Source organism: Deltaproteobacteria bacterium (assembly GCA_021737785.1).
Lineage (GTDB): Bacteria > Desulfobacterota > DSM-4660 > Desulfatiglandales > Desulfatiglandaceae > AUK324.
In genome coordinates, this window is the sequence record JAIPDI010000024.1 from 64,109 (window position 1) to 85,038 (window position 20,930).

At 54.3% G+C, this 20,930-nt stretch carries 21 protein-coding genes; 12 read left to right on the top strand and 9 right to left on the bottom strand.

What is annotated here, in order from left to right:
- Positions 1-441: 441 nt before the first annotated feature.
- Complete coding sequence (locus K9N21_13165) at positions 442-1,581, top strand: AAA family ATPase (protein ID MCF8144859.1); 1,140 nt, start codon at positions 442-444, stop codon at positions 1,579-1,581.
- A gap of 7 nt (positions 1,582-1,588) precedes the next feature.
- On the opposite strand, the gene K9N21_13170 is transcribed toward K9N21_13165, so the two are convergent.
- On the bottom strand, positions 1,589-2,053 hold the full coding sequence (locus tag K9N21_13170; GenBank protein MCF8144860.1) for a hypothetical protein: 465 nt from the start codon (positions 2,051-2,053) through the stop codon (positions 1,589-1,591).
- A 222-nt stretch (positions 2,054-2,275) separates the two neighbouring features.
- On the opposite strand from K9N21_13170, the gene K9N21_13175 reads away from it, so the two are divergent.
- The 11 genes from K9N21_13175 to K9N21_13225 all read left to right on the top strand — a co-directional run bounded on the left by K9N21_13175 (position 2,276) and on the right by K9N21_13225 (position 13,686).
- Complete coding sequence (locus K9N21_13175; protein MCF8144861.1) at positions 2,276-2,554, top strand: acyl carrier protein; 279 nt, start codon at positions 2,276-2,278, stop codon at positions 2,552-2,554.
- Positions 2,551-4,731, top strand: coding sequence for a beta-ketoacyl-[acyl-carrier-protein] synthase family protein (locus K9N21_13180; protein MCF8144862.1), 2,181 nt, complete (start codon positions 2,551-2,553; stop codon positions 4,729-4,731). Before K9N21_13175 ends, K9N21_13180 begins: the two co-directional genes overlap by 4 nt.
- An 8-nt stretch (positions 4,732-4,739) precedes the next feature.
- Positions 4,740-6,092 (top strand): radical SAM protein, encoded by a 1,353-nt coding sequence (locus tag K9N21_13185; protein ID MCF8144863.1) that lies wholly within the window; start codon positions 4,740-4,742, stop codon positions 6,090-6,092.
- A 30-nt stretch (positions 6,093-6,122) separates the two neighbouring features.
- Positions 6,123-6,476 (top strand): hypothetical protein, encoded by a 354-nt coding sequence (locus K9N21_13190; protein ID MCF8144864.1) that lies wholly within the window; start codon positions 6,123-6,125, stop codon positions 6,474-6,476.
- A 74-nt stretch (positions 6,477-6,550) separates the two neighbouring features.
- On the top strand, positions 6,551-6,832 hold the full coding sequence (locus K9N21_13195; GenBank protein MCF8144865.1) for a phosphopantetheine-binding protein: 282 nt from the start codon (positions 6,551-6,553) through the stop codon (positions 6,830-6,832).
- A gap of 35 nt (positions 6,833-6,867) precedes the next feature.
- A complete protein-coding gene (locus tag K9N21_13200; GenBank protein MCF8144866.1) occupies positions 6,868-7,959 on the top strand; it encodes a radical SAM protein in 1,092 nt (363 codons plus the stop codon).
- A gap of 183 nt (positions 7,960-8,142) precedes the next feature.
- The gene (locus tag K9N21_13205) at positions 8,143-9,138 is read left to right on the top strand and encodes a radical SAM protein (GenBank protein MCF8144867.1); all 996 of its coding nucleotides are present in this window, start codon (positions 8,143-8,145) and stop codon (positions 9,136-9,138) included.
- A 45-nt stretch (positions 9,139-9,183) separates the two neighbouring features.
- A complete protein-coding gene (locus K9N21_13210; GenBank protein MCF8144868.1) occupies positions 9,184-10,434 on the top strand; it encodes a beta-ketoacyl-[acyl-carrier-protein] synthase family protein in 1,251 nt (416 codons plus the stop codon).
- Positions 10,435-10,443: 9 nt separating this feature from the next.
- Complete coding sequence (locus K9N21_13215) at positions 10,444-11,709, top strand: beta-ketoacyl-[acyl-carrier-protein] synthase family protein (GenBank protein ID MCF8144869.1); 1,266 nt, start codon at positions 10,444-10,446, stop codon at positions 11,707-11,709.
- Position 11,710: 1 nt separating this feature from the next.
- The gene (locus tag K9N21_13220) at positions 11,711-12,190 is read left to right on the top strand and encodes an acyl-CoA thioesterase (GenBank protein MCF8144870.1); all 480 of its coding nucleotides are present in this window, start codon (positions 11,711-11,713) and stop codon (positions 12,188-12,190) included.
- Complete coding sequence (locus K9N21_13225; GenBank protein ID MCF8144871.1) at positions 12,169-13,686, top strand: polyketide synthase dehydratase domain-containing protein; 1,518 nt, start codon at positions 12,169-12,171, stop codon at positions 13,684-13,686. The genes K9N21_13220 and K9N21_13225 overlap by 22 nt, the downstream gene beginning before the upstream one ends.
- Before the next feature lie 109 nt (positions 13,687-13,795).
- Here K9N21_13225 and K9N21_13230 read toward each other — a convergent pair whose 3' ends face one another.
- The 8 genes from K9N21_13230 to K9N21_13265 form a co-directional block, all read right to left on the bottom strand.
- A complete protein-coding gene (locus tag K9N21_13230) occupies positions 13,796-14,782 on the bottom strand; it encodes a thioredoxin family protein (protein ID MCF8144872.1) in 987 nt (328 codons plus the stop codon).
- 41 nt (positions 14,783-14,823) lie between these two features.
- Complete coding sequence (locus K9N21_13235) at positions 14,824-15,195, bottom strand: hypothetical protein (protein MCF8144873.1); 372 nt, start codon at positions 15,193-15,195, stop codon at positions 14,824-14,826.
- 104 nt (positions 15,196-15,299) lie between these two features.
- Positions 15,300-16,604: a TRAP transporter large permease gene (locus K9N21_13240; GenBank protein MCF8144874.1), complete on the bottom strand. Its 1,305-nt coding sequence runs from the start codon at positions 16,602-16,604 to the stop codon at positions 15,300-15,302.
- A gap of 1 nt (position 16,605) precedes the next feature.
- Positions 16,606-17,091, bottom strand: a complete 486-nt coding sequence (locus K9N21_13245; GenBank protein MCF8144875.1) for a TRAP transporter small permease — start codon at positions 17,089-17,091, stop codon at positions 16,606-16,608.
- Between the two features lie 100 nt (positions 17,092-17,191).
- Positions 17,192-18,289, bottom strand: a complete 1,098-nt coding sequence (locus K9N21_13250; protein ID MCF8144876.1) for a TRAP transporter substrate-binding protein — start codon at positions 18,287-18,289, stop codon at positions 17,192-17,194.
- Positions 18,290-18,385: 96 nt separating this feature from the next.
- Positions 18,386-18,793 (bottom strand): DUF126 domain-containing protein, encoded by a 408-nt coding sequence (locus tag K9N21_13255; protein ID MCF8144877.1) that lies wholly within the window; start codon positions 18,791-18,793, stop codon positions 18,386-18,388.
- The gene (locus tag K9N21_13260) at positions 18,793-20,049 is read right to left on the bottom strand and encodes an aconitase X catalytic domain-containing protein (protein ID MCF8144878.1); all 1,257 of its coding nucleotides are present in this window, start codon (positions 20,047-20,049) and stop codon (positions 18,793-18,795) included. Before K9N21_13260 ends, K9N21_13255 begins: the two co-directional genes overlap by 1 nt.
- Positions 20,050-20,183: 134 nt before the next feature.
- On the bottom strand, positions 20,184-20,678 hold the full coding sequence (locus tag K9N21_13265; protein MCF8144879.1) for a cupin domain-containing protein: 495 nt from the start codon (positions 20,676-20,678) through the stop codon (positions 20,184-20,186).
- Positions 20,679-20,930: the final 252 nt, after the last annotated feature.

The window sequence follows — 20,930 nt, forward strand, 5'->3', positions numbered from 1 at the left end:
TTCCCTTGGATGAAATGTCAACGGTTAAACGGAGATCCGGGGTTATCAGGATGGTCACGGATTTTGGTCAATCTCGAAGATGGCAGCGTTTCCCTATCTGCTACCCCAGACTGTCCGCATTGAGACCGCATAAGAACCGCAAAAAGCCGTTTTTGATCAGGCTTGACTGGATTAAAACCGGTTTTGTGAGACTGGGGTTAGGCCAAGGTATGTGTTTGATCCGCAAGGGTATACGTTCCCCATAACTGGTTTTAGAGTTTCAACCCATTTTCAGGGCAAATTCGGGCCAAATCTATTTTACTCATGAGTAAAATCGTGTTATATCTATTTTGCAGAGAAAATTGGATAGAGGGGCCTATGGGGTCTTGGCTGGACTCCTGGTTCTCCGCACCCCGTTTCATTGGCCCGGTTTGCACATCCCTTTTTTTATGAGCTTTTGCCATGAATGAAATCCATCAGCGTTATCTGAAAGAGCCTGTCGAAGACGACCTGAAAAGTCGTATGGTCTTTATCGGGGGGCCGAGACAGGTCGGAAAGACCGTCTTTGCACTGGGCTTTCTGTCGCCGCCGGACATCCGGCACGCCGCGTATCTGAACTGGGACGACGTGCAGGTCCGATCCTCCCTAATGAAGGGTGAACTTCCGGCAAACCAGCCTCTCATCATTCTGGATGAAATCCACAAGTACGCCAGGTGGCGAAATCTGGTCAAAGGATTCTATGACACCCGAAAGACGCAAACGGCCTTTATCATTACCGGTTCCGCAAGACTGGATCATTACCGGAAAGGGGGAGATTCCCTCCATGGGCGCTATCATTATTACCGTCTTCATCCTTTTTCGCTGACAGAGCTGAACTCAAACCCCTCAGCAACGGATCTGGAACTCCTGCTCAGGTTTGGCGGGTTCCCCGAACCCCTATTCAGAGGAGAGGAGAAATTCTGGAGGAGGTGGCAGCGAGAGAGGACTCACCGCGTGATTTACGACGACATCAGGGATCTGGAAAGGGTGAAGGAGATGAGCCTCCTCGAGTTGCTGGCAGAGGAACTGCCGCGACGGGTCGGCTCTCCCCTGTCCATCAAGAACTTGCGGGAGGTCCTGGAGGTTGCCCATGAAACCGTGGACAGGTGGGTTCGGGTATTCGAGAGGATGTATTACTGTTTTCGTATTCCACCCCATGGCGCTCCCAGGATAAGGGCGGTCAAGAAAGAACAAAAGCTCTATCTCTGGGACTGGACAGCGGTGCCGGACCCCAGTGCGCGATTTGAAAACCTCGTGGCCTGCCAACTCCTGAAATATTGTCACTTTATGGAAGATTCCCAGGGTTACGGGATGGACCTCCGTTTCCTCCGGGACACAGACAAGCGGGAAGTTGATTTTGTTGTGTTACAGGAGGGCCGTCCCTTGTTTGCGGTGGAGTGCAAGACCGGCGAAAAGGACATCAGTCATGCCCTGTTCTATTTTAAGGAACGGGTCAATATTCCCAACTGTTACCAGGTGCATACCGGCACTCGTGATTATGAGAAGGAGGGGATACGGGTCTTGCCTTTTTTTACCTTTTGCAGGGAACTTCTTATGCCATGAAGCGAAGTTAATATGACGGCGCTTCATCTGAATCGGGATGGACAATCTGCAATCTGATCTCTCCGATGACCTGCGAACCTATCTCCGCCGTCCCAACAACTTCATAATAATTTTCAAAACAAAAATCTCTTGTGGCACTGACCCGAATCCTGCTGTTTGCGGGGATCCTGCCCAAATGAAACCGGGCCTCTTTGACCCCGACCAACCATCCCAAACGGCCCTCGATATCTTTTCCTTTGATGATCGATTCCTCCCACCCTATGGAGACGCCCGCGGTTTGGGCAGTGAGCTCGATCAGGACGAGTGAACTCACGGAACCTCCTTCAAAAAAAGGCCACTCCGGTTTCACGATGGATTCGGTGACCGCGGTTTCTTCATCCACCCGGACGATGTCGTCAATGAGTTTCATTCGGCCCCGATGGGGAATGAGTTCCTCGATGCTGACGCCCGTCGGTTTCCCCTTATTGGACATGCACCCGTTCCCCCTCCATTGCAGGGTTCCCTGCGCCCGATCTGGTGATCTTCAGCATTGCCTTTGACTTTGGACACCCCCGGCTGCATTTTTCGTTTGAGAATTGGATTGACCTGAAAACGATAAAAATGATAGCTTACCTTTTCTTTTACGTTACTTGAGCAGTCCTGTAAAGAGACAATCTATCAATGCCTTCAGATGGGCTCACAGAAAGAGTTGCAAATGGAAGACCCTGTTAACATATTGATAAAAGAGCTTAAAATTAAGATCATCCATACCCTTAACTTCGAAGATATCACTCCTGATGATATTGTTGAGGATCATCCGCTGGTAGGCGGCGAATTGGGAATAGATTCCATAGACGTCCTGGAACTGGTGATGATGATTGACAAAGACTATGGCATCAAGATTGACAACAAAGAACTTGGCGAAAAGGTTTTCGTAAGTTTGACATCATTGGCCCGGTTTATTTATGAAAATTCAAGAAGCGTAGGAAATTGACGGGAGAACGGGTTTACATCACAGGGATGGGCCTGGTCACTTCGGCAGGATGCGGCGTATCCAAGGCAAGGGGGGTCATCAGAAGCGGAGAGACGAGAATACGGCCGTTGAGCCTCTTTCCCGTCTCCCGGAATAACCGGCTACCTGTCGGAGAGGTCGGCGAGTTTCTTGAATCGGGCGGCGTCCCCCGCACCCACCAGCTTGCCCTGACCGCTGCAAGGGAGGCCATGGCAGGCTGCAAAGACATCCCCGACGCCGTGGTCATGGGCGTCACCACCGGGGGGATGCTGACCACGGAACAATATCTGCAGACAGGGGATGGCGATCCTGATGCCTTCAAATACCATTCGCCAAGCTCTGTATCAGAGTATATTGCCCATGAATTGGGGTGTCATGGCCCTGTCATTACCCTATCGACCGCCTGTTCATCGGGTGCAGTGGCCATTAAGATCGCCCTGGACATGCTGAGGGCCGGGAGGGCCGGGACGGTTCTGGCCGGAGGCGCCGATTCCCTCAGCCGCCTCACATACCATGGGTTCAGGGCACTTCAATTGATCGACCCTCAAGGGGCCCGGCCCTTTGATAAAGATAGGGAGGGGATGTCGGTTGCGGAAGGGGCGGCCGTCCTGGTCCTCACTGCCTCCGAAAGTGTTCCTGACAATGCGATCGCTGAGATCCTGGGGGCGGGACTCTCTTGTGACGCCTATCACCCTTCGGCGTCCCATCCTGACGGGGCGGGGGCCATTCAGGCGATGCAGGCGGCAGTGCGCGATGCGCATATCTCCCTCGAAGAAATCGATTACATCAACCTGCACGGGACAGGCACAGTCGATAACGACCGTTCCGAAGCAAGGGCCTTGAATACCCTTTTCCCCGACAAGAAACCCCTCATGTCTTCCGTAAAAGGGGCCTTTGGACACTCCCTGGGGGCCGCAGGCGCCATGGAGGCCGTTGTGTCTGCGCTGGCCGTCTCCGAGGGCCTGGTCCCGGCAAATGTGGGTTGCCATCTCCCCGACCCCGAATTGACGCTGGCCCCCCTGATGACGCCCTCGAAGACGGCGCATATTCACACCGTCCTCTCGAACTCATTTGGATTCGGGGGAAATAACGCCTCGGTTGTCATTGGGTCCCCCCGCAGGGGACACCCTCCTCGGCCCATGCCCGTGAAAGCGGCGTCTCATCTGCTTGTGCTGGGAAGCGCGTGCCTTACCGGGGCCGGGGACACCGGGATGTCGCTGAGGGCAGTATCCGGGGGAAAAAGCTGTAGAGGGAGGGTTCCTGACCCGGTGTTATCCCAGGGATTTTCCCCAAGGGACGTGAGACGGCTCAGGCGGCTGCCCAGGCTGGTGTTATCTTTGGCATCAGCGGCCCACGCCGACTCGCGACAGGCGGATGCACCGGGTTCGATCTTTTTCGGCACCGGCTGGGGAGCGCTTTCGGAAACATACGATTTTTTGACCAAATTGTTTGAATCCGGAGAACAATTTCCAAGTCCCATCGACTTTATCGGTTCGGTTCATAATGCACCGGCCGGCCAGGCGGCCATCCGATTCGGGTCCATGGGGCCCAACATCACCGCCACGGGTGGAGACTACTCATTTGAACAGGCCCTGATGCTGGCCGGCCTGATGGCGGAAGATAGTGACGACACACTGCTCGTGGTCGGGAGCGATGAGTTCCATGACACCCTCTCGCGCCTGTTTGACAGATCTACCAGGAGCGATGCAACGCCTTCAGAGGGAGGCGGAGCCATGTGTCTCAAGCGATCGGAATCCGACGGAGGCCTGAAAACAGCCGCCATGTTCTATGAAACCTCCAAGAACAACCCTTCTGTCATCTCATCGCTGATGGTCGGTCTGGCGGGCCGGGAAGGGGTTCGAAAGAAGTATGGGGCTGTTTTCGCGGGCATCCCTGCTGCCTGTCGGAAAACGGGGGAAGCGCAGCTTAGGGAGTTCCTGTCGATGTCCGGGTTCGAGGGACCGGTGATTGATTATCGAAGGGTTACAGGGGAATTTGCTTCCGCCTCGGCAGTCGCCGCGGTTCTTGCCCTGCAATGCGTGGATCAAGGGGAATTGCCCGGCGGACTCCATGGGGGAAAAGCCATTGACCTGAAAGACAAAGGGATCCTCTTGGTCGGTCTTGGAGATTTTGTGACGGCAATCGAGGTGATTCATTAGGGGGTGCGGTGAAGGTACTACTGGTTTCAGCGAACAGACTGAAAACACCCTATCCGGTATATCCCCTCGGTCTTGACTATGTGGCCGACGCCATATCCATGGAGCACCGGGTCAGGATTGCGGATATGAACGAGATGGGAAACAGCGATTCCCTGGCCGGGATGCTTCAAGGGTTTTCACCGGATGTGGTTGGGCTTTCACTGCGAAATATCGACAATTGCGATATCACCGCGCCAAAGGATTATCTCACCGAATACCGCGAATTGGCCGAAACCGTCAGAAAACATTCCGATGCGCTTCTGATCCTGGGGGGAAGCGGATTCACGCTCTTCCCCAGCGAAATCATGGAAGGCCTTAAGGCCGATTATGGAATTGTGGGAGAGGGAGAAAGGCTGGCCCCCCTTCTCAGGGCGATCGGGGCGCATAAGGATACCTCCGGGATTCCGGGAGTGATCACGCGGGGTTGGAACGGGACCCTGCCACCTCCGTGGGACGGTCCCTTATCAAGGGGGCTTCAAAAAGAGGGCGCCCATATTCCCTTCTATTTGAAAAACGGGGGCATGCTCAACCTTCAGACAAAGAGAGGTTGCAATTTCAAGTGTATCTATTGTACATATCCCCATATCGAGGGAAACGCGTTGAGGCTTATCCCTCCGGAAGAGGTGGCGGACACGGCCTTGTGGATTGAGAAGACGGGCGCCAGGTATTTCTTCATCACTGACTCGGCATTCAACGCGGATTATGATCACAGCATGGCGGTGGCCCATGCCTTTATGAAGGCAGGGGTCTCCATCCCCTGGGGCGCATTTTTCGCTCCCACGCGTCCACCGAAAGACTATTACCGGTCCCTGGCGGATGCAGGCCTCACCCATGTGGAATTCGGTACGGAGTCATTGTCGGATGAGGTACTCCACGCCTACCGGAAACCCTTTAGCGCCGACCACGTCTTTTGTTCACACTGCGCTGCAATAGACGCCGGTTTACATGTGGCCCACTATTTCCTCTTGGGCGGACCCGGAGAAGATATTCATTCCATCAGCAGAACCCTTTCGAGTGCCGATAGACTCGAAGGTGCGGTCTTCTTCTTCTTCTGCGGAATGCGCATCTATCCGAAGACCGCCCTGCATGAGATGGCGGTCGCGTCCGGGCAGATATCCGCTTCCCGGAGTCTGTTGGCGCCGATCTTTTATCAGTCTACGGCGATCACCACTGAAGAAATCCTTCTGCGGGTCAGGGACCATGCCGCCGGAAGGATGAACTGGGTGACGGGCTCGGGGGAAGACCTGACCGCCCGAATCATCCCCAGGATGTATGCCAGGGGACGTCATGGACCCCTCTGGGAGCATCTGATTCGGACTTAGGGGCCTTGCCCGGTTGGAAAATTGAAAACTATGGTGAAATGGTATTCGGTAATCCGGATCAGCCGTCCGGATCCCGGTCAGATTATGGCCGAATTGGAGGTGGATGCGGATTCCCCATGGTTCTCGGGTCATTTTCCGGAAAATCCGATCCTCCCCGGCATTGCGCAGCTTGGAATGGTGGTGGATACAATTCAAGAGTCCGGGCATAAGGATTGCAGGATTTCTGAAATAAAAAAGCTGAGATTCAAGCAGATGATACGGCCCCAAGATCCCATAACCCTCATCATCAGATGTCGGGCACAGGGCCCCGCCTCCTATTCATTCCGCATGATGGTAAAGGATCAGTTGGCCTGCAGCGGCCTTCTGATCGCTGAGGGGTCATAGTTTTGAGCTCAGGGCGTTCACCCTGATTCTGTTTATAGGTTCATGGCAGGATCACCCGACCAAGGAGGTAAATAATGGCCAACCCATATGAAATTTCCAAACTGACTATCCGTATCGCAGAGATTATGATCGATGAACTCAAATTGGAAGACGTCACCCCCGAGACTTTCGATCCTGAAATTGACCTGATTGATGAAGTCGGCATCGACAGCATGGATCTGGCGACCGTCGCCCTGGTGCTTCGCGATGAATATGGCATTGTCATCGACGAAGACGATTATCCGAAATTAAACAACATCCGGCGAATAGCGGAATATATCCGGGAAAAAATGGACGATGGAAAAGAGGAAGGATGACCCGTTTTTGAGTGGTATGTGACCGGGAATTACGAATGAAGGCAAAGGCGCATCACTTGAAAGACGCACAGAAAAAGACATGGAGATTCTCCGACCTCATTGGGGATCCTGCTGTTGGGGCCAGGTGGGAGAAGGTCCGCAGGTATTTTTTTCTGAGGGAATCCACCTACGACATGACCAACCGCTGCAATATTCGGTGTGACGGCTGCTACTATTTCGAGGGGAGCAAACAGTTTGCCCATGAAAACAAGGCTCCGGAGGATTGGCGGGACCTCATGAAGGGCGAAAAGGCGAGGGGCATCACCTATGTGGTTCTGGCCGGTGCTGAACCCTCTCTGGTCCCTGACCTGTGTCAGGTCTGCTTCGAAGAGATGCCCCTCGGCGCCATCGCATCCAACGGGTTACGGCCTATTCCTCGATCCATCGATTACAAAATTCATATCTCTGTCTGGGGCGACGATGAGACAAGCCTGAGTATCAGGAAGGCCAAAGACATGCTGGTCAGACAGATCGACAACTATCAGGATGATCCCCGGGCCGTATTCGTATACACCTTTACCAGGGAGAATATCGATCAGATCCACGGGGTCATGGAGGTCCTTGCCCGGCATGGATGTAAGGTTACCCTGAATATGTTTTCATCGCCCGTCGGATATACCGGCCCCCTTCGTCACACGCCGCAATCCCTTGCCCATGCCCGGCAGACGATGTTGGCCCTTATTTCGGAATACCCGGAGAACCTCCTGTTTTCCCCTTACAGTGCGGTTGCCCATACCCATATCCGTGGGCTCCATGACCTTTACTCCTGTTCCTATCCAAGGATGAACAGTTCCACTGCCATCGGACTGGGGCGCTCTTTTCGGCAGTACCGCGCGGATCTTACCTGGGATAGAACAGCTGCCTGTTGCGTGCCCGATACCGACTGCACGGATTGCCGGCATTACGCCGCAGGGAGTGCGGTGGTGACGGCCAGGTTGTTCCGCCATGCATCCGATCCCGACACATTCAGGTCGTGGCTCGATTACGTGGACACATACCTCGCCGTATGGGTCATGGGGTATGAAAAGGGCGAAAATCTGTGCGATCATATGGTTGCGCCGCCAGGGCATGGGCTTGTCGACGATTGATGCAAAACGGCCTGGATCTGTTGGGTAGGAAAGAGCTGTTGACGCTCTTATTGCCTGGTCTCATGAAAAAAGGAAGACAATCCAGGTGAACAACCAAAAATGAAACCCCTTTGCGGTTTCGTGGCTTTGCGTGAGACATTTCGGTTGCGGTATCCGCATTGGAAGTGATACGGACGAATAGCGATGAAAACCATTAGTTCGTTATTAGATAAGGAATGGTACGAGAGATATAAATCCATCTCCAAGTTGAACATCCGCAGTTCCATCTATGATGTGACCAACCAATGCAATCTAAGGTGCAAGGGGTGTTTCTTTTTTTCTTCCGGCGAGAACAACGTGTCTGAAGAAACGGACCTGGCCGAATGGAAGCGGTTTGTTGACAAGGAAGAGGAACGGGGCATCAACCTGGCCATCCTGATCGGGGGGGAGCCGACCCTGTGCCTTGACAGGGTGGAGGCATTCTACCGGCGACTGCCCACGTTCTGCGCAACCAACGGGATCATTAAGGTCCCGAGAGACAGATTCCCACATATGATGGTCGGGATCTCCCTGTGGGGGGATGAAGCGGACGAGAGGCTTCTGAGGGGAAAAGACACCTTTTCCATCTCACGCAAGAGCTACGAGGGAGATCCTCACGCCTATTATCTCTATACCATGACCCCCAAACAGATCGGGAAAAGCCAACGGATTATTCGAAAGATACGGGATGCAGGACTGAAGGTCCATATGCAGCTCCTTTCAAATGATGAAGGGGTGGACGGCTTTTCCTGGAAAAAGGCGGAATTGGAGGATATACGCTCTGAAATGGATGAACTCCTGGATACCTATCCCGATACCGTGATATCCTCAAAATATTATCACAAAATCATTACATCGGGAACAATGGGGGATCGGCGCTTCGGGTGGCTGCAATGTCCTTCTGTCAGTGAGCCTCTGGACCGGAGAGATCCCCCTGTACGCCGACTCATCGGATTTATCCGCTGGGCAGCGGATCTCAAGACAATTTACCGATGTTGTACGTCTCAAACACGGGATTGCGCCACCTGCAAGGACGGCGCGGCCCATATGAGCTGGGTAATGGTCAATAAGAGGGCCCACATGGATTCCCCGGAACACCTGAAGGAGTGGATAGAGGTCTATGAGATGTTCGCAAAGCTCTATCAGTTTATTCCCTGGTAATCAAAGGGGGATCCCACTTTACCTTGCATCCCCAACCCTGTTCAAATGAATTCAAAAAGAGCGGTCATCATCGGCTACGACGCGGTTTCCCCATTGGGGGTTGATCTGGAGACGCAATGGGACCGGTGCGTGGGGGGGGAAAGCGGCATCGGCAAGCTGACGCGTTTTCCCTTTGGAGAGGACTTCCCCGTCCATATCGCCGGACAGGTGGAAGCCTTCGATGCCTCGCCCTACCCTTTTTTATCGCCTTCCAGCCTGGCCCAGTGGACCTCCCCTATTTTCAGATACGGGATGCTGGTGGTGCATCGCTCTCTGGCCAAGATCGGGATCGAGATCGTCCCTGAATTGTCTCCCCGGGTCGCCGTCACGTTCAGTTCGGCGGTCGGGGGACAGGATGCGGTGCTTGAGGCCGACAGGCGGATGATGGCATCCGGCAAGATGCCGCGGCCCTCCACCAATCCCAATTCATGCATCAACATGGTGGGAGGCAAGGTCTCCATGTTGACCCATGCGACCGGTCCCATTGTTTCCACCGTTACGGCCTGTGCGACCGGTCTCACCTCCATGATCGTCGGGGCCATGCTCCTCGAGCTGGGAAGGGCGGATGTCGTCATATGCGGGGCCGTGGATTTCGCACTGGTGGAACCGATTGTGGCGGGCTTTGCCACCATGAACGGCGCGTATCGGCCCAAAGCAGGTGTGATCGCTGAACCCCCCGAGAGGGCAAGCAGGCCGTTTTCCATGGATCGAAGAGGGTTTGTCATTTCAGAAGGGGCGGGGAGCATCCTTATTTCGACGCAGGAGTTCGCCCAATCGAACGGCATGGATTACACCACAGCCATCGCCGGATGGGGGATGACCTCCGATGCCCACCATTTTGTGGCCCCCCATCTGAAGACCGTGGCGCGATGTATCTCCCAAAGCATTGCAAACGCAGGCATCAAACCCCTTGATATCGACGCGGTCAATGCACATGCCGCATCCACGCGGGTCGGCGATAAGGTGGAGTATCAGGCCTTGAGGGCGGTTTTTGGCAGGCACATTCCGCCGGTCTCTGCCAACAAGTCCCAGATAGGGCATTGCATGGGCGCATCGAGCGCCATTGAGTCGATTTTCGCCCTGAAGGGGATGGATTGCGACACCCTCCTCCCCACCATCAATTATACGCCGGATCCGGAAATAACCCTGGACTGCGTGGCTGAGGGGTCGCGCACCCATGAACAGGAGTTCCTGTTGAAGAATTCGTTCGGCTTTGGCGGGGCCAACGCCTGTGTTGTTTTTCAGAAAACCGGATAATCAGACATCATGAAACCTCCTAAAAATAGACGGGTATATGTGGTCGGATATGCCGCAGCAACCCCCCTCGGCAGGACATTCTCCGCAACATGGGATCGGGCCGTCAAGGGGGAGGCCGGTTTTCGCAGGGTCACGAGATGCCGGGTGGACGCCTTAAGCAATGTGGTCGGGGAAATTCCCGACTGGGACCCGTTGTCCCTCGATTTCGTGAACCGAAAAGAGGCGTATAACTGGAACGCCGGGTTTGTCATTCTGACCATGGAGCTCTGTAAAGAGGCCCTTCAACACGCGGGTCTCGAGATGGACAAGGATACCTCCCCGAGGACCGCCTGTATGATCGGATCCGCGCTCAACGGAACCGACGCATTCCGAACGGCCATGGATAATTATCTCAACCAGGGGCCGTTGAAGGTAAGCCCTTACCTCCTCCCTAACCTCTGTGCCAATCTCCCGTCCGGGAAAGCGGGGATGCTGCTGGGGTTCACAGGCCCGGTCTTTTCCCCACAGGGGGCATGTGCCTCAGGGAACCATGCCATCGGGGTGGGCTCACGAATGATACGGGACGGTGACTGTGACTTTGTCCTGGCCGGCGGGGTGGAAACCTGTATCCTTCCCGAAATTATCCATGGGTTCGAGAACATGAATGCCACGCTCAAGGTGGTTCCCGGAGACCGCGCCTATGACGACCCCTCCCAGGCCTCCCGGCCCTTCAGCATAGACAGAAAAGGGCTTATCCTCTCCGAAGGGGGGGGAGTGCTCGTTCTCGCCGCCCGGGAAATGATGGATGCCTACGGACTGACGCCGAAGGCCGAGGTCCTGGGCATCGGTTGGAATTCCGATGCATTCCATTTTATCCGGCCCAACAAAAAGACCATTACGCTCTCCATCCGTGGGGCCATCGATGATGCGGCACTGCAGCCCGGAGATATCCAGTATGTCAATGCCCACGGGACATCCACCTCAAGGGGCGACAGCATTGAAATTGATTGCCTGAGGAGCGTATTCGGCAAACATCTCAAGGGGATCCCGGTGTCGTCCAATAAGTCTCAGATAGGACACACCCTCGGAGCTGCTGCGGCCATAGAGGCTGCCTTGAGTATAGAGGCGATGCATCATGGGCGGATCCTTCCCACCATCAACCATATCCCCGACCCCGAATTCGAGGATGTGGATGTGGTTCCCAATGAGACCAGGAAAATGGATTATCAGCTCTTTCTTTCCAATGCCTTTGGATTCGGCGGAACCAACTGCTGTGTCGTCTTCAGGGGGGTATGATATGCGGCCGAAACCGTTTCTTCCCGAAATTTTCAGCACCGATGACCGGTTTGTGAAGGATAGGACCGAAGGGATGGTCTGGCACAGGTGTAAGAACAGGACCCTGTACGGAGACACCGATCGCTCACAGAGCGTGTATCACGCCAACCATTTGCGCTTCTTTGAAATGGGAAGGGCATCCCTCATGCGGGATTCGGGGTGCAGCTACCGTGAAATCGAGGAAGGCGGCCTGGTCTATCCCATTATCGAGGTGGGGATCATCTATCACTCGCCCCTTTACTATGATGACGTCATGTGGATACATACGCGGCCGGACAAACTCGAGAGGGTTCGGATTCAATTCAATTATATCATCACCCATGCCGACACCGCTGACATCGTCTGCAAGGGATTTACCAGACACTGCGCCATCAACGCCTCGGGCACACCCGTGGCCATCGACGAAAAAACCCTGCAAATATGGAAGACCTTTCCAAAATAGTCGAAAAAGCAAGGGTCCCTGTCCATATAAAAACCGATGCGTATCTCCTGGATCATTGTTTTCAGGGCGATGCGGTCTTTCCCGCGGTGGAGGCCATGCAGCTTTTGGCCGCATCAACGAAAAACTATCTGCCGCAGACGGACCTGTCCCTGATTGCGGATGCCAGGTTTGACAAATTTCTGAGCACCGGGGCGGCCGGGAGGAGCAGGTGGATCGAGGCCTGGAATGACATCGCGGTCCATGAAGACGGCAGGATACGTTCCACACTGGTGACCCGAAGCAGATCACCCAATGCCGCCATAACACGGTGGATGGAACACGTCACCGTCCTGTTCGGGGGAAGGCATCGGAAGGCCCTCCCCCTTCCCCTCGATTTTGTTTCCGCCCTTGAAGGCGTATGTGTGGACATCCCTTCAGATCGTCTCTATGGCGATCTGGTGCCCTTCGGCCCGGCCTTTCAGAATGCCGTCCCCCCCCTGTTTGTATCGGAAAACGGCGCTGTCGGAAATCTTCAGGCCGCGGCCGTTGACGGCGCTTCAGGACCCTTGGGGTCCCCCTTCCCCCTTGACGCCGCGTTTCACCTGGCCTCGGTATGGAGCCAACGGTATTCCGGGATTGTGGGATTCCCCGTGGGGTTTGACAGGCGGGTGATTTACAGCCCTACGATCCCCGGAGAAAACTACGTCTGCAGGATAATGCCCAGGTGCCCGCACACCCGTCCGCCCTCCTTTGATATCTGGATCTACGATCGAGACGGCAATCCCAAAGAGGAAATACTCGGGTTACGGATGAGGGATGTAAGCGGCGGGAGGATCACGCCCCCCAAATGGATCTCCAAAGGTGCTGACGCACGAAATCTGGAATTCATACAGACTCAGTGTACGGCTTTTTCGCTTATTGAACTGAAGACCGTGAACGGCCTCGCCCGGGGAGCGCTTTCAGATAAAGAAGTCCATCGCTTCAACAACATGGGCACAAAACGGAAAATAAGTTATCTTGCGGCGCGTCTCTGCTGCAAGAGCATCTCCAGGCAGCTGTCCGGCGATCGGAACACACCGGCATCCTCCATTACCACTGTTTCACCCGATGGGATACGTCCCTTCTGCCCGGCAGGAGATAAGGATTGCGGGTCTTTCTGTTCTGTTTCCCACGACAGCAGATTTGCCGTCGCCATCGCCTCGAATGTACGGATAGGGGTCGATGTGGAAGCAATCTCTGAAAGGGTCATCAGATCCCGGGACATTTATATGAACACACAGGAGAGGAGATTGGTGGAGGAATCGCCATTGGGTGAAATCCAGGCAGCCGTCAGAGTATGGACCGCAAAGGAGGCCGCGGCAAAGGCCCTTAACATGAGCCTTGCCGAGTCCTGGGAAAAGGTTTCCCTGAAGGATATCGGTCGAGACAGGAGTATTCTTCAGATCGGCGGCAGAAACCACCAAGCCTTCCACGATGCCATCGACGACCACCTGTTTACGGTTGTGAACATAGAATAATACCGAGGCGGGCTGACGAATGGAACCCGGATTCGTGCAGTCCCGGGGGAAGCGCCAATCCGACTCCTGGTGTGCCGCTTGGTGTGAGTAAAAGGAAGAGGGCGCCCTCTCAGGGACCGTTGTCTCCGCCCAGGGATTCAAGTGCTTCCCGGGCCGCTTCTTCCAGGTCGGGGGATAGACCTTTTTCCATGAAGGAGGCAAGCCTCGGGATCCAGGTCGGATCCCCGATCACCCCGATCAGGTAGAGGATATCGCCCTGCACCGCCTCATCCACACCGGACATCCGCTTCCACAGGGGTTCCAGTACGCTCCGTGCAAGGTCGGGAGCCCGTTCGGCCAGGTCCTCCATGACCACCATGGCGCCCAGACGAAGGGAAAACAGATCACTGGTAAGGAGATCCATAAACGCGGGAAACAGGCGGCCGGCCCGGATCATCATGTCTGCCAGGGGCCCTGCATTCCCCTGCGTGATCATTTCTTCCAGTATCTCCCTCGTATACCCCGCTTCCCCTCGTTCTACCAGGACCTCGATCACGGACTCCAGCCGGATCTGGCCGGTCCATCGGAGGCCCCCTTCTCCGATCAGCGTGGGAACGCTCTGGATCCGCTCCGCTGAGGCCAGGTCCGGAAACAGGAGCCCGTCGATGGCCGTCACATGGATGCCCGGATTCACCAGGGGCAGGGGGCCAATCTGACGCATCACAGCGGGACAGTTGGGGCAGTGGGTGCTCAGGTAAAGCGTCAGGGGAATCCTGCCGGAATGGTTTTTCAGTATGCCCCTGATGTCGTCGCGGATATCCGCCTCCCCCCTGTCAATGGCCGAAAGGAGATCCATGAACGGATCCAATTCCATGCCCTCGGGAACGAAATGGAAGGCCCACGATTCACCGATAAGCATCCCCGGGAGGTCGCCATTCAGACCGGCGGCTTCTTCCACCACAATTTTGGGCGCGAGATCGTGGAGTCCTGTGGCAAACCGTTCAATGGCCCTGCTCTGAGGCCCCTCTGTCCGCACCAGGCGGAGGGTGACCCCGGTGGTCAGCCCCTCGTTCCACTTTCGAATGGCATCCGCCCGTTTCTTCAATTCCTCGTGCACTGTCACCACCCCATGGTAAATACGCTCTGTTTCAAGACTGCCTATCCCTTGGGCTTTACAAGGATGCGGCCCGCGTCCATAACCCCCTTCAACCGGGTCACATCGCCCGTGACCCGGCCGATCATATTGACAGCGCTTGCCGGTATGATCTTATCACCGGTGCTCATGGGGGTCGGCCCAAAAAAGATGCAGAAGGCACGGCCCGTGGGCCAGTACCCCAGATCGCCCACGGCCACCTCCTCCTGGGCGGTCTCATCCACTTCCGCCACCACAGGGATTTCAAAATAGATCTCATCTCCCCAGGTGTTGAAGGGGAGGTCCAGAGGCAGGACCGCCGCCACCTTCCCGGCCGTGGGGGTGTCATTCAACACCGCATCCAGGACCACGTTGCCGACGGTAATTTGAATATCCATACAAGCTCACCTCCTTTCAGTTTCTCAGCGGTCTGGACATAATCCTTCTTTACAGCAGAACATGAGTCAAGCGCAGACACCTTTATGTTCATTTATCTGAGGGGTTAGTAGGTTGCGATTGCGGGCAGGAAGGTTGCAATCTGTGGAAAGACCATCAGGATGATGACCGCAATGATCAAGGCCAAGAGGAACGGGAATATCCCCTTGAAAATCGTTTCAAGCGGAACATCACCGGCCACGCCTTTAATCACATAGACATTCACCCCGACCGGCGGTGTAATGGTCCCCATCTCAACAATCAAGACAATGATAATCCCGAACCAGACCACATCAAAACCCAGGGCCCTGATCATGGGCAGCATGATCGGTACGGTAAGTACAATGAGTCCGAAACCATCCATAAAACAACCGCCGATAAGATGGAGCAGGACAATAAGTCCCATGATGACCATAGGCGGAAAGTTCAGCTGGGAGACCCAGTCAGACAAGAGGAAGGGAATCTTGGTGACTGCAAAAAAGTGACTGAAGATCGCAGCCCCTGTCACAATAAACATGACCATACACGTGATGAGAAGCGCATCCTTTCCCGCTTTCACAAAACCTCTCCAGGTCAACTTCCCTCTCACCAGACCGAGGATGAGAACGCCGGCCGCACCGACGCCGCCTGCTTGGGTTGGGCTGAACCATCCGGTAAAAAGGCCCCCAAGGACCAGACAAAAAAGAATGAGCACCTCTCCCACCGCAGAGACGGCTGCCAGTTTTTCCTTGAGGGACGTGGAGGGTCCGGCAGGCGCCAGGCTCGGGTTCCTATGGCAGAGGATTATTACGGTAAGAATAAAAAGAAGGGCAAGGAGGAGACCGGGAAGGACGCCAGCGATAAAAAGCTTCCCAATCGACTCCTCAGCCATGATGCCGAAGACAATCAACAGGGCGCTGGGTGGAATAAGGATCCCAAGACTTCCTGCTGCTGCGACGCATCCCGTTGCCAGGGAATCGTCGTAATCGTAACGCTTCATGTGGGGAAGGGAGACGGCCCCCATCGCTGCCGCGGTCGCGTTGGTGGAACCGCAGATAGCGGCAAAACCAGCGGAGGCCATGATGGCGGCAATGGCCAATCCTCCGCGCATCTTCCCAAAAATGGCATGACTTGCTTCGAAAAGCCGTGAACTCATCCCGATTTCGAATGCAAGCGTCCCCATCAACACAAACATCGGAATTACGGTCAGATTGTAGGAAGAGAAATTCTCAAAGATATCGATGGCGAGCATGTCGAGGCCTGCGCTGAAACCCACCAGATACCCGAACCCAAGGAAACCGACAAACCCCATGGCAAATGCCACGGGAAATTCTATGACAAAAAGGAAGAGGAGAACAAGGATGCCTAAGATTCCGACAGTAACAGGGTCCATTTTACTCCCGAGATCCTTTCCATTTGCGATATAGTTGAATGGGAACGGCCAGGAGCATGGGGACAAACGCCACTCCCAGGGCATAGGCGAAAGGGAAAAGGGGAATCTTTACGGTCAGGGATTTCTCCCCATACATCTGAAGGTCGTGGGCATAGAGAAAAAGCCGCCACACGACAAACAAGAAGAAGACCATGCACAGAACCGCGTTCAGACATCGCAACACGTTTCGAAGGCGTTTGTTGGCGCGGATGATCAGGAAGTCCACAGTGATATGGCGGCCTTCCATATAGGTTTGCGTCATGGAAAACCCTATAATCAGAAGCCCTAAAAGAGACGTCAGGTCCATGGCCCCGGAGACGGGGAGTGAAAGAACCTTGGCCCCGATAACGTCCACAGCAACAAGGAACAGCATCGCGCTCAATGCAGCCAGGGCAATTCCATTGAACCAACGACTTATGTATTGGTTGATTTTTTCAAGCAAATGCATTTACGCCGCCCATGTCATATGACGGGTCCCTTGTGGGGTGCACTGAAAGGCACCCCACGAATGAGGCCCATTAAAACAAGTAGTACAATGCCCCTCGAGGCTATTTTTCTACCAGATTCTCCTCAACCCACTTAATCGAAACCTCCGTGCCGGGCTTTTTTGCCGTCCAGTATTGGATGCGTTCGTTGACATAGTCCAGCATTTCCTTTGCAGGGAGTCCTTTGGCTGTCTTGTCTTTGATGTACTCCTCAATGACCGGTGTGACGGCCGCTTCCCATTCAGGCCGCTGATCCCCGGGGATGACAATCAACTCCCTTTCGGGCAGACTTTTAAAATACTCAATACCCGCCTTGTCGTAATATTCCCAGACATAGCCATGGTAGTCAGAGAACTCGGCACTCGTTTCCGTAAAAATCTTCTGGATGTCCGGCGGGAGGGCATTCCATTTCTTCTTGTTCATGGCCACGTACTGGCAGCTGGATGTGGAGATCGGGGGGATGGTAACGTATTTCACCACATCGCCGTGCTTCCAGCCCTTGAGGGTTTCCGGAACGGCAAATTGCCCTTCGACAACACCCTTGGACAAGGCCGCATATGCCTCGCCCATGGACATGGCCCGCGGCGTGGCGCCCAACGCCTTGATGGTTGAGGTTGCACCACCGCTGGCCCTCAGGACAAGCCCCTTCATATCTGAAAGCTTACGGATAGGGACCGTTCGGGTTGAAAGCACGTTTCGGCCGGGGCCATGCAGATAAAGGACATGGACGTCTTTGTATTCTTCAAGTTTATACTTATTGTAAAGGTCGTTATAAACCTTCCCGGTTACCCAACCGCTGTCAATTTCCGATGGCATCTCGAAGATCTCACTCACTGGAAACCGGCCTGCGACATACAGAGGGCAACTCATGCCGATATCTGAGAGACCTTTAATAACGCCGTCAAAGTTCTTGGGCGCAGACGTGAGGGTTCCGGCGGGATACAGGGTGATTTCCACCCGTCCGTTGGTGCGTCTTGCGATTTCATCACAGAAAAATTGATTGAGTGCTCCCTGGAGGTGAGCGCGGGGAAACATGGTACTGAAGCTCAGTTTGATAGGCTTGTCTGATGCCGCCTCACTTATGGAGGCAACGGATGCTGTTATTCCAAATAGTAACAGGAAAACGCCGCATGCAAAGACAAAAAGTTTTTTACTCTTCATAATAACCCTCCTTGGCCTTAGATGTGTTGAGTCCAGAAAGCGCATCTTTATGCAATGAGATATCCTCGTCGATGATGGTTTGAACACCCCCTTTCATTATGTTTTCTTTTCAATTTCCACAATTCCATTGTCTGCATCGATTTTTACATAGTCGCCGGTTTCGATACACGCCAAGGGATCCTTTTCCAGTTCATGAACCATCGGGGTAGACGTGATAATGGCGCTCACCGCCACCACACCCTCTGCACTGACATTAATAATCCCTTTGGGGGCATTCCCCCGTTTAAACGCTGCATAGTATTGCCACGAACCCGTTGTGGAGCCTTTGCCTGTTGGAAAGACAAGGATCTTGCCGGCAACGGACTGCCCTTCCAAATCATGCCCCGGTTCTCTGATATTACCCGTGTCGGGATCCATGCCTCCTGTAAAGGATATGGGCATCCGGGACACAATCGCCTCGCCCTCGGCCACACCCTTCATGACGGGCTTCGCTTTCAATCTCATCATTTCCTCCCCTCCCACTTCCCGGAAACGGCGGATCGGATACAGTCCTCGGTGGAACCGAACCAGGTGTCCATCCCGAAGAGATTGTGTGCATAGTAGCTCCCCCTGGCGGAATTGATGGCGATCACCCGAACGCCCTGCTCTCTCAGGTAAAGATGGGGACCATCGGCCGCACCCATGTCGCACAACAGGCGCGCCCCCGAGGCCTTGATTCCTTCAAGGAGACCCATCCTTTCGCACAGGGTCTTGACCCACCTGGAGGTGCAAATCCATAGCTTTGTGTCGGGGTGAACTTCCTTTCCATCGAGCAGGGCCGCAATCTCCTGGACCTCCTGGATGCTGCACTGAGGACAGCCGAATATGACCATGTCTATCTTGTCCTCCGAACTGCTGGATATCTCAAGAAAAGCCTTGTCCACGTCTTTTTGGAAAGGCACAATATCAGCTGAAGCGGAGTGAGCACCGGCAAAGACGGCCTCCAGGGTAGGGGCCTCTGGCGTGATTCCGACCAGATGGACCAGACCTGTCGCCCCTGTAACCGTCAACGTATAGAGAAGACCCTTTATGCCCTCGATGTGTATGTCCTTTGGCAGGTTTACCACTGCAGGGATCCGGCTTCCCACCAGCTTGCCCAGGTGCCACCCCAGCGCCTTATAATCTGCCGGGCCATACGTCTTAAGCGGCAATTGCGCCACATCAACGATTATACCTGCCCTTCTGTTTTCATCGAGGTGCATCCCCCATTCCGGGATAACACCGGTGATGGCGGCGGCCAGGGCCACGTGGTCTCCATCCCTGTTGGACCGCGCGCCGATTACGGAGTTGGCAAAGACCTGACTCCCGGAAGAAGCCCACGCAATGTGATCCCCAAACCTCGGCACATTGCCCACCAGATAGTGGTGGCACGAATAGGTCAACGTCAGTCCAAGGGCCTTCAAGGCCTCATGAATCCGTTGTTGCCTGATCTGGTAAATGGTGGGGATGCGGAGTTCTTCTGCCTGTTCAAAATCAAACATCTCGGGGTTTTTTGTGGTGAAAACGGCCACTTTGGTCCCATCACGGGCCAGATCTTCAAGCCATTCAATTCCCTCGTCCATAAGCACCGGGAAATTGCCTGCCATATGGACGCTCGTGACCGGGATCATGCGATGGGCGCCGTAACAATCGCCATAGGCGACGAGAATCTCCATGGCCTTTTGGACCCCGGGACCCTGTTTCCCCTCCAACATCCGTTGCTGCGCTTCATTCAATTCCATCTGTTCTCCTGAGTCGGTCTAACGGCCGCAACCAAAGTAGGGATCCCGCTCCGGCGGATTTCAGACAAATATCCTGAATCTTCATTTACAGGGGCCGTCTGACAGCCATGCCTTAACAAAGAATGAGCGTTTTCTCACCTTCGAAAATAGACTGAAAGAAACTCGTTGCGATTCAGTGCCGTCACGGAATGCTCCACCCTTGCATCAAAATAGATCAAGTCGCCTTCCTTCAGATCGTATTCTTCAGACCCATGCTTAAAGAAAGCCTCCCCCTTCAGCAGATAGGTCAGTTCAAAGCCATTATGGGTATGTTTACTGACGAATTCACCAGGTTCGGTCCGGCCTAAGGTAACCGATATGTCATTGCTGATAACGCCTCTGGGGATCAGCAGCTCCAGGCTCATTTTGCCTGATTCCACACTGCGGGCTGTTCCAGCCTTGACAAGCGTAATCTTCTTGTCTTCGTTAAAAAAATCGACAATTGGCTCCCCAAGATGATGAGCGATTTCGGAGAGGAGGGCCACCGAAGGACTCACCTTGTCAGTTTCGACCCTGTAAATCGTAAGGTAGCTGACACCCACTCTGCGGGCAAACTCCTTCATATTAAGCCCAAGTTTCTTCCTGGCCATACGTATTTTATTGCCCACATTCATACTTCGATTAATATCATATCTGATATTAAAATCAATAAAAAAATATCACAAAATATACATTTGGAACCATCAGACCCAAAAGCATCCTGCTAGCAGCCTGTCGGGCTTAGAGCCCTAATTTGGTGCTGACGCTGGGCTCATTTTTCTGACTGGGCGATTCCAGCGGTTAGGTCGTCACACCCAAGGGCTCTTAGCCTCGGCTATTGGCATATGGTGCTTGATTGAGGC

Bases quoted from the DNA above. Each gene is read 5' to 3' on its own strand.
- K9N21_13260 (MCF8144878.1), bottom strand. From the start codon at position 20,049: ATGGAATTGAATGAAGCGCAGCAACGGATGTTGGAGGGGAAACAGGGT.
- K9N21_13255 (MCF8144877.1), bottom strand. From the start codon at position 18,793: ATGAGATTGAAAGCGAAGCCCGTCATGAAGGGTGTGGCCGAGGGCGAG.
- K9N21_13220 (MCF8144870.1), top strand. From the start codon at position 11,711: ATGCGGCCGAAACCGTTTCTTCCCGAAATTTTCAGCACCGATGACCGG.
- K9N21_13225 (MCF8144871.1), top strand. From the start codon at position 12,169: ATGGAAGACCTTTCCAAAATAGTCGAAAAAGCAAGGGTCCCTGTCCAT.
- K9N21_13215 (MCF8144869.1), top strand. From the start codon at position 10,444: ATGAAACCTCCTAAAAATAGACGGGTATATGTGGTCGGATATGCCGCA.
- K9N21_13195 (MCF8144865.1), top strand. From the start codon at position 6,551: ATGGCCAACCCATATGAAATTTCCAAACTGACTATCCGTATCGCAGAG.
- K9N21_13265 (MCF8144879.1), bottom strand. From the start codon at position 20,678: ATGGCCAGGAAGAAACTTGGGCTTAATATGAAGGAGTTTGCCCGCAGA.
- K9N21_13210 (MCF8144868.1), top strand. From the start codon at position 9,184: ATGAATTCAAAAAGAGCGGTCATCATCGGCTACGACGCGGTTTCCCCA.
- K9N21_13250 (MCF8144876.1), bottom strand. From the start codon at position 18,289: ATGAAGAGTAAAAAACTTTTTGTCTTTGCATGCGGCGTTTTCCTGTTA.
- K9N21_13205 (MCF8144867.1), top strand. From the start codon at position 8,143: ATGAAAACCATTAGTTCGTTATTAGATAAGGAATGGTACGAGAGATAT.
- K9N21_13235 (MCF8144873.1), bottom strand. From the start codon at position 15,195: ATGGATATTCAAATTACCGTCGGCAACGTGGTCCTGGATGCGGTGTTG.
- K9N21_13200 (MCF8144866.1), top strand. From the start codon at position 6,868: ATGAAGGCAAAGGCGCATCACTTGAAAGACGCACAGAAAAAGACATGG.
- K9N21_13190 (MCF8144864.1), top strand. From the start codon at position 6,123: ATGGTGAAATGGTATTCGGTAATCCGGATCAGCCGTCCGGATCCCGGT.
- K9N21_13170 (MCF8144860.1), bottom strand. From the start codon at position 2,053: ATGTCCAATAAGGGGAAACCGACGGGCGTCAGCATCGAGGAACTCATT.
- K9N21_13175 (MCF8144861.1), top strand. From the start codon at position 2,276: ATGGAAGACCCTGTTAACATATTGATAAAAGAGCTTAAAATTAAGATC.
- K9N21_13245 (MCF8144875.1), bottom strand. From the start codon at position 17,091: ATGCATTTGCTTGAAAAAATCAACCAATACATAAGTCGTTGGTTCAAT.
- K9N21_13165 (MCF8144859.1), top strand. From the start codon at position 442: ATGAATGAAATCCATCAGCGTTATCTGAAAGAGCCTGTCGAAGACGAC.
- K9N21_13240 (MCF8144874.1), bottom strand. From the start codon at position 16,604: ATGGACCCTGTTACTGTCGGAATCTTAGGCATCCTTGTTCTCCTCTTC.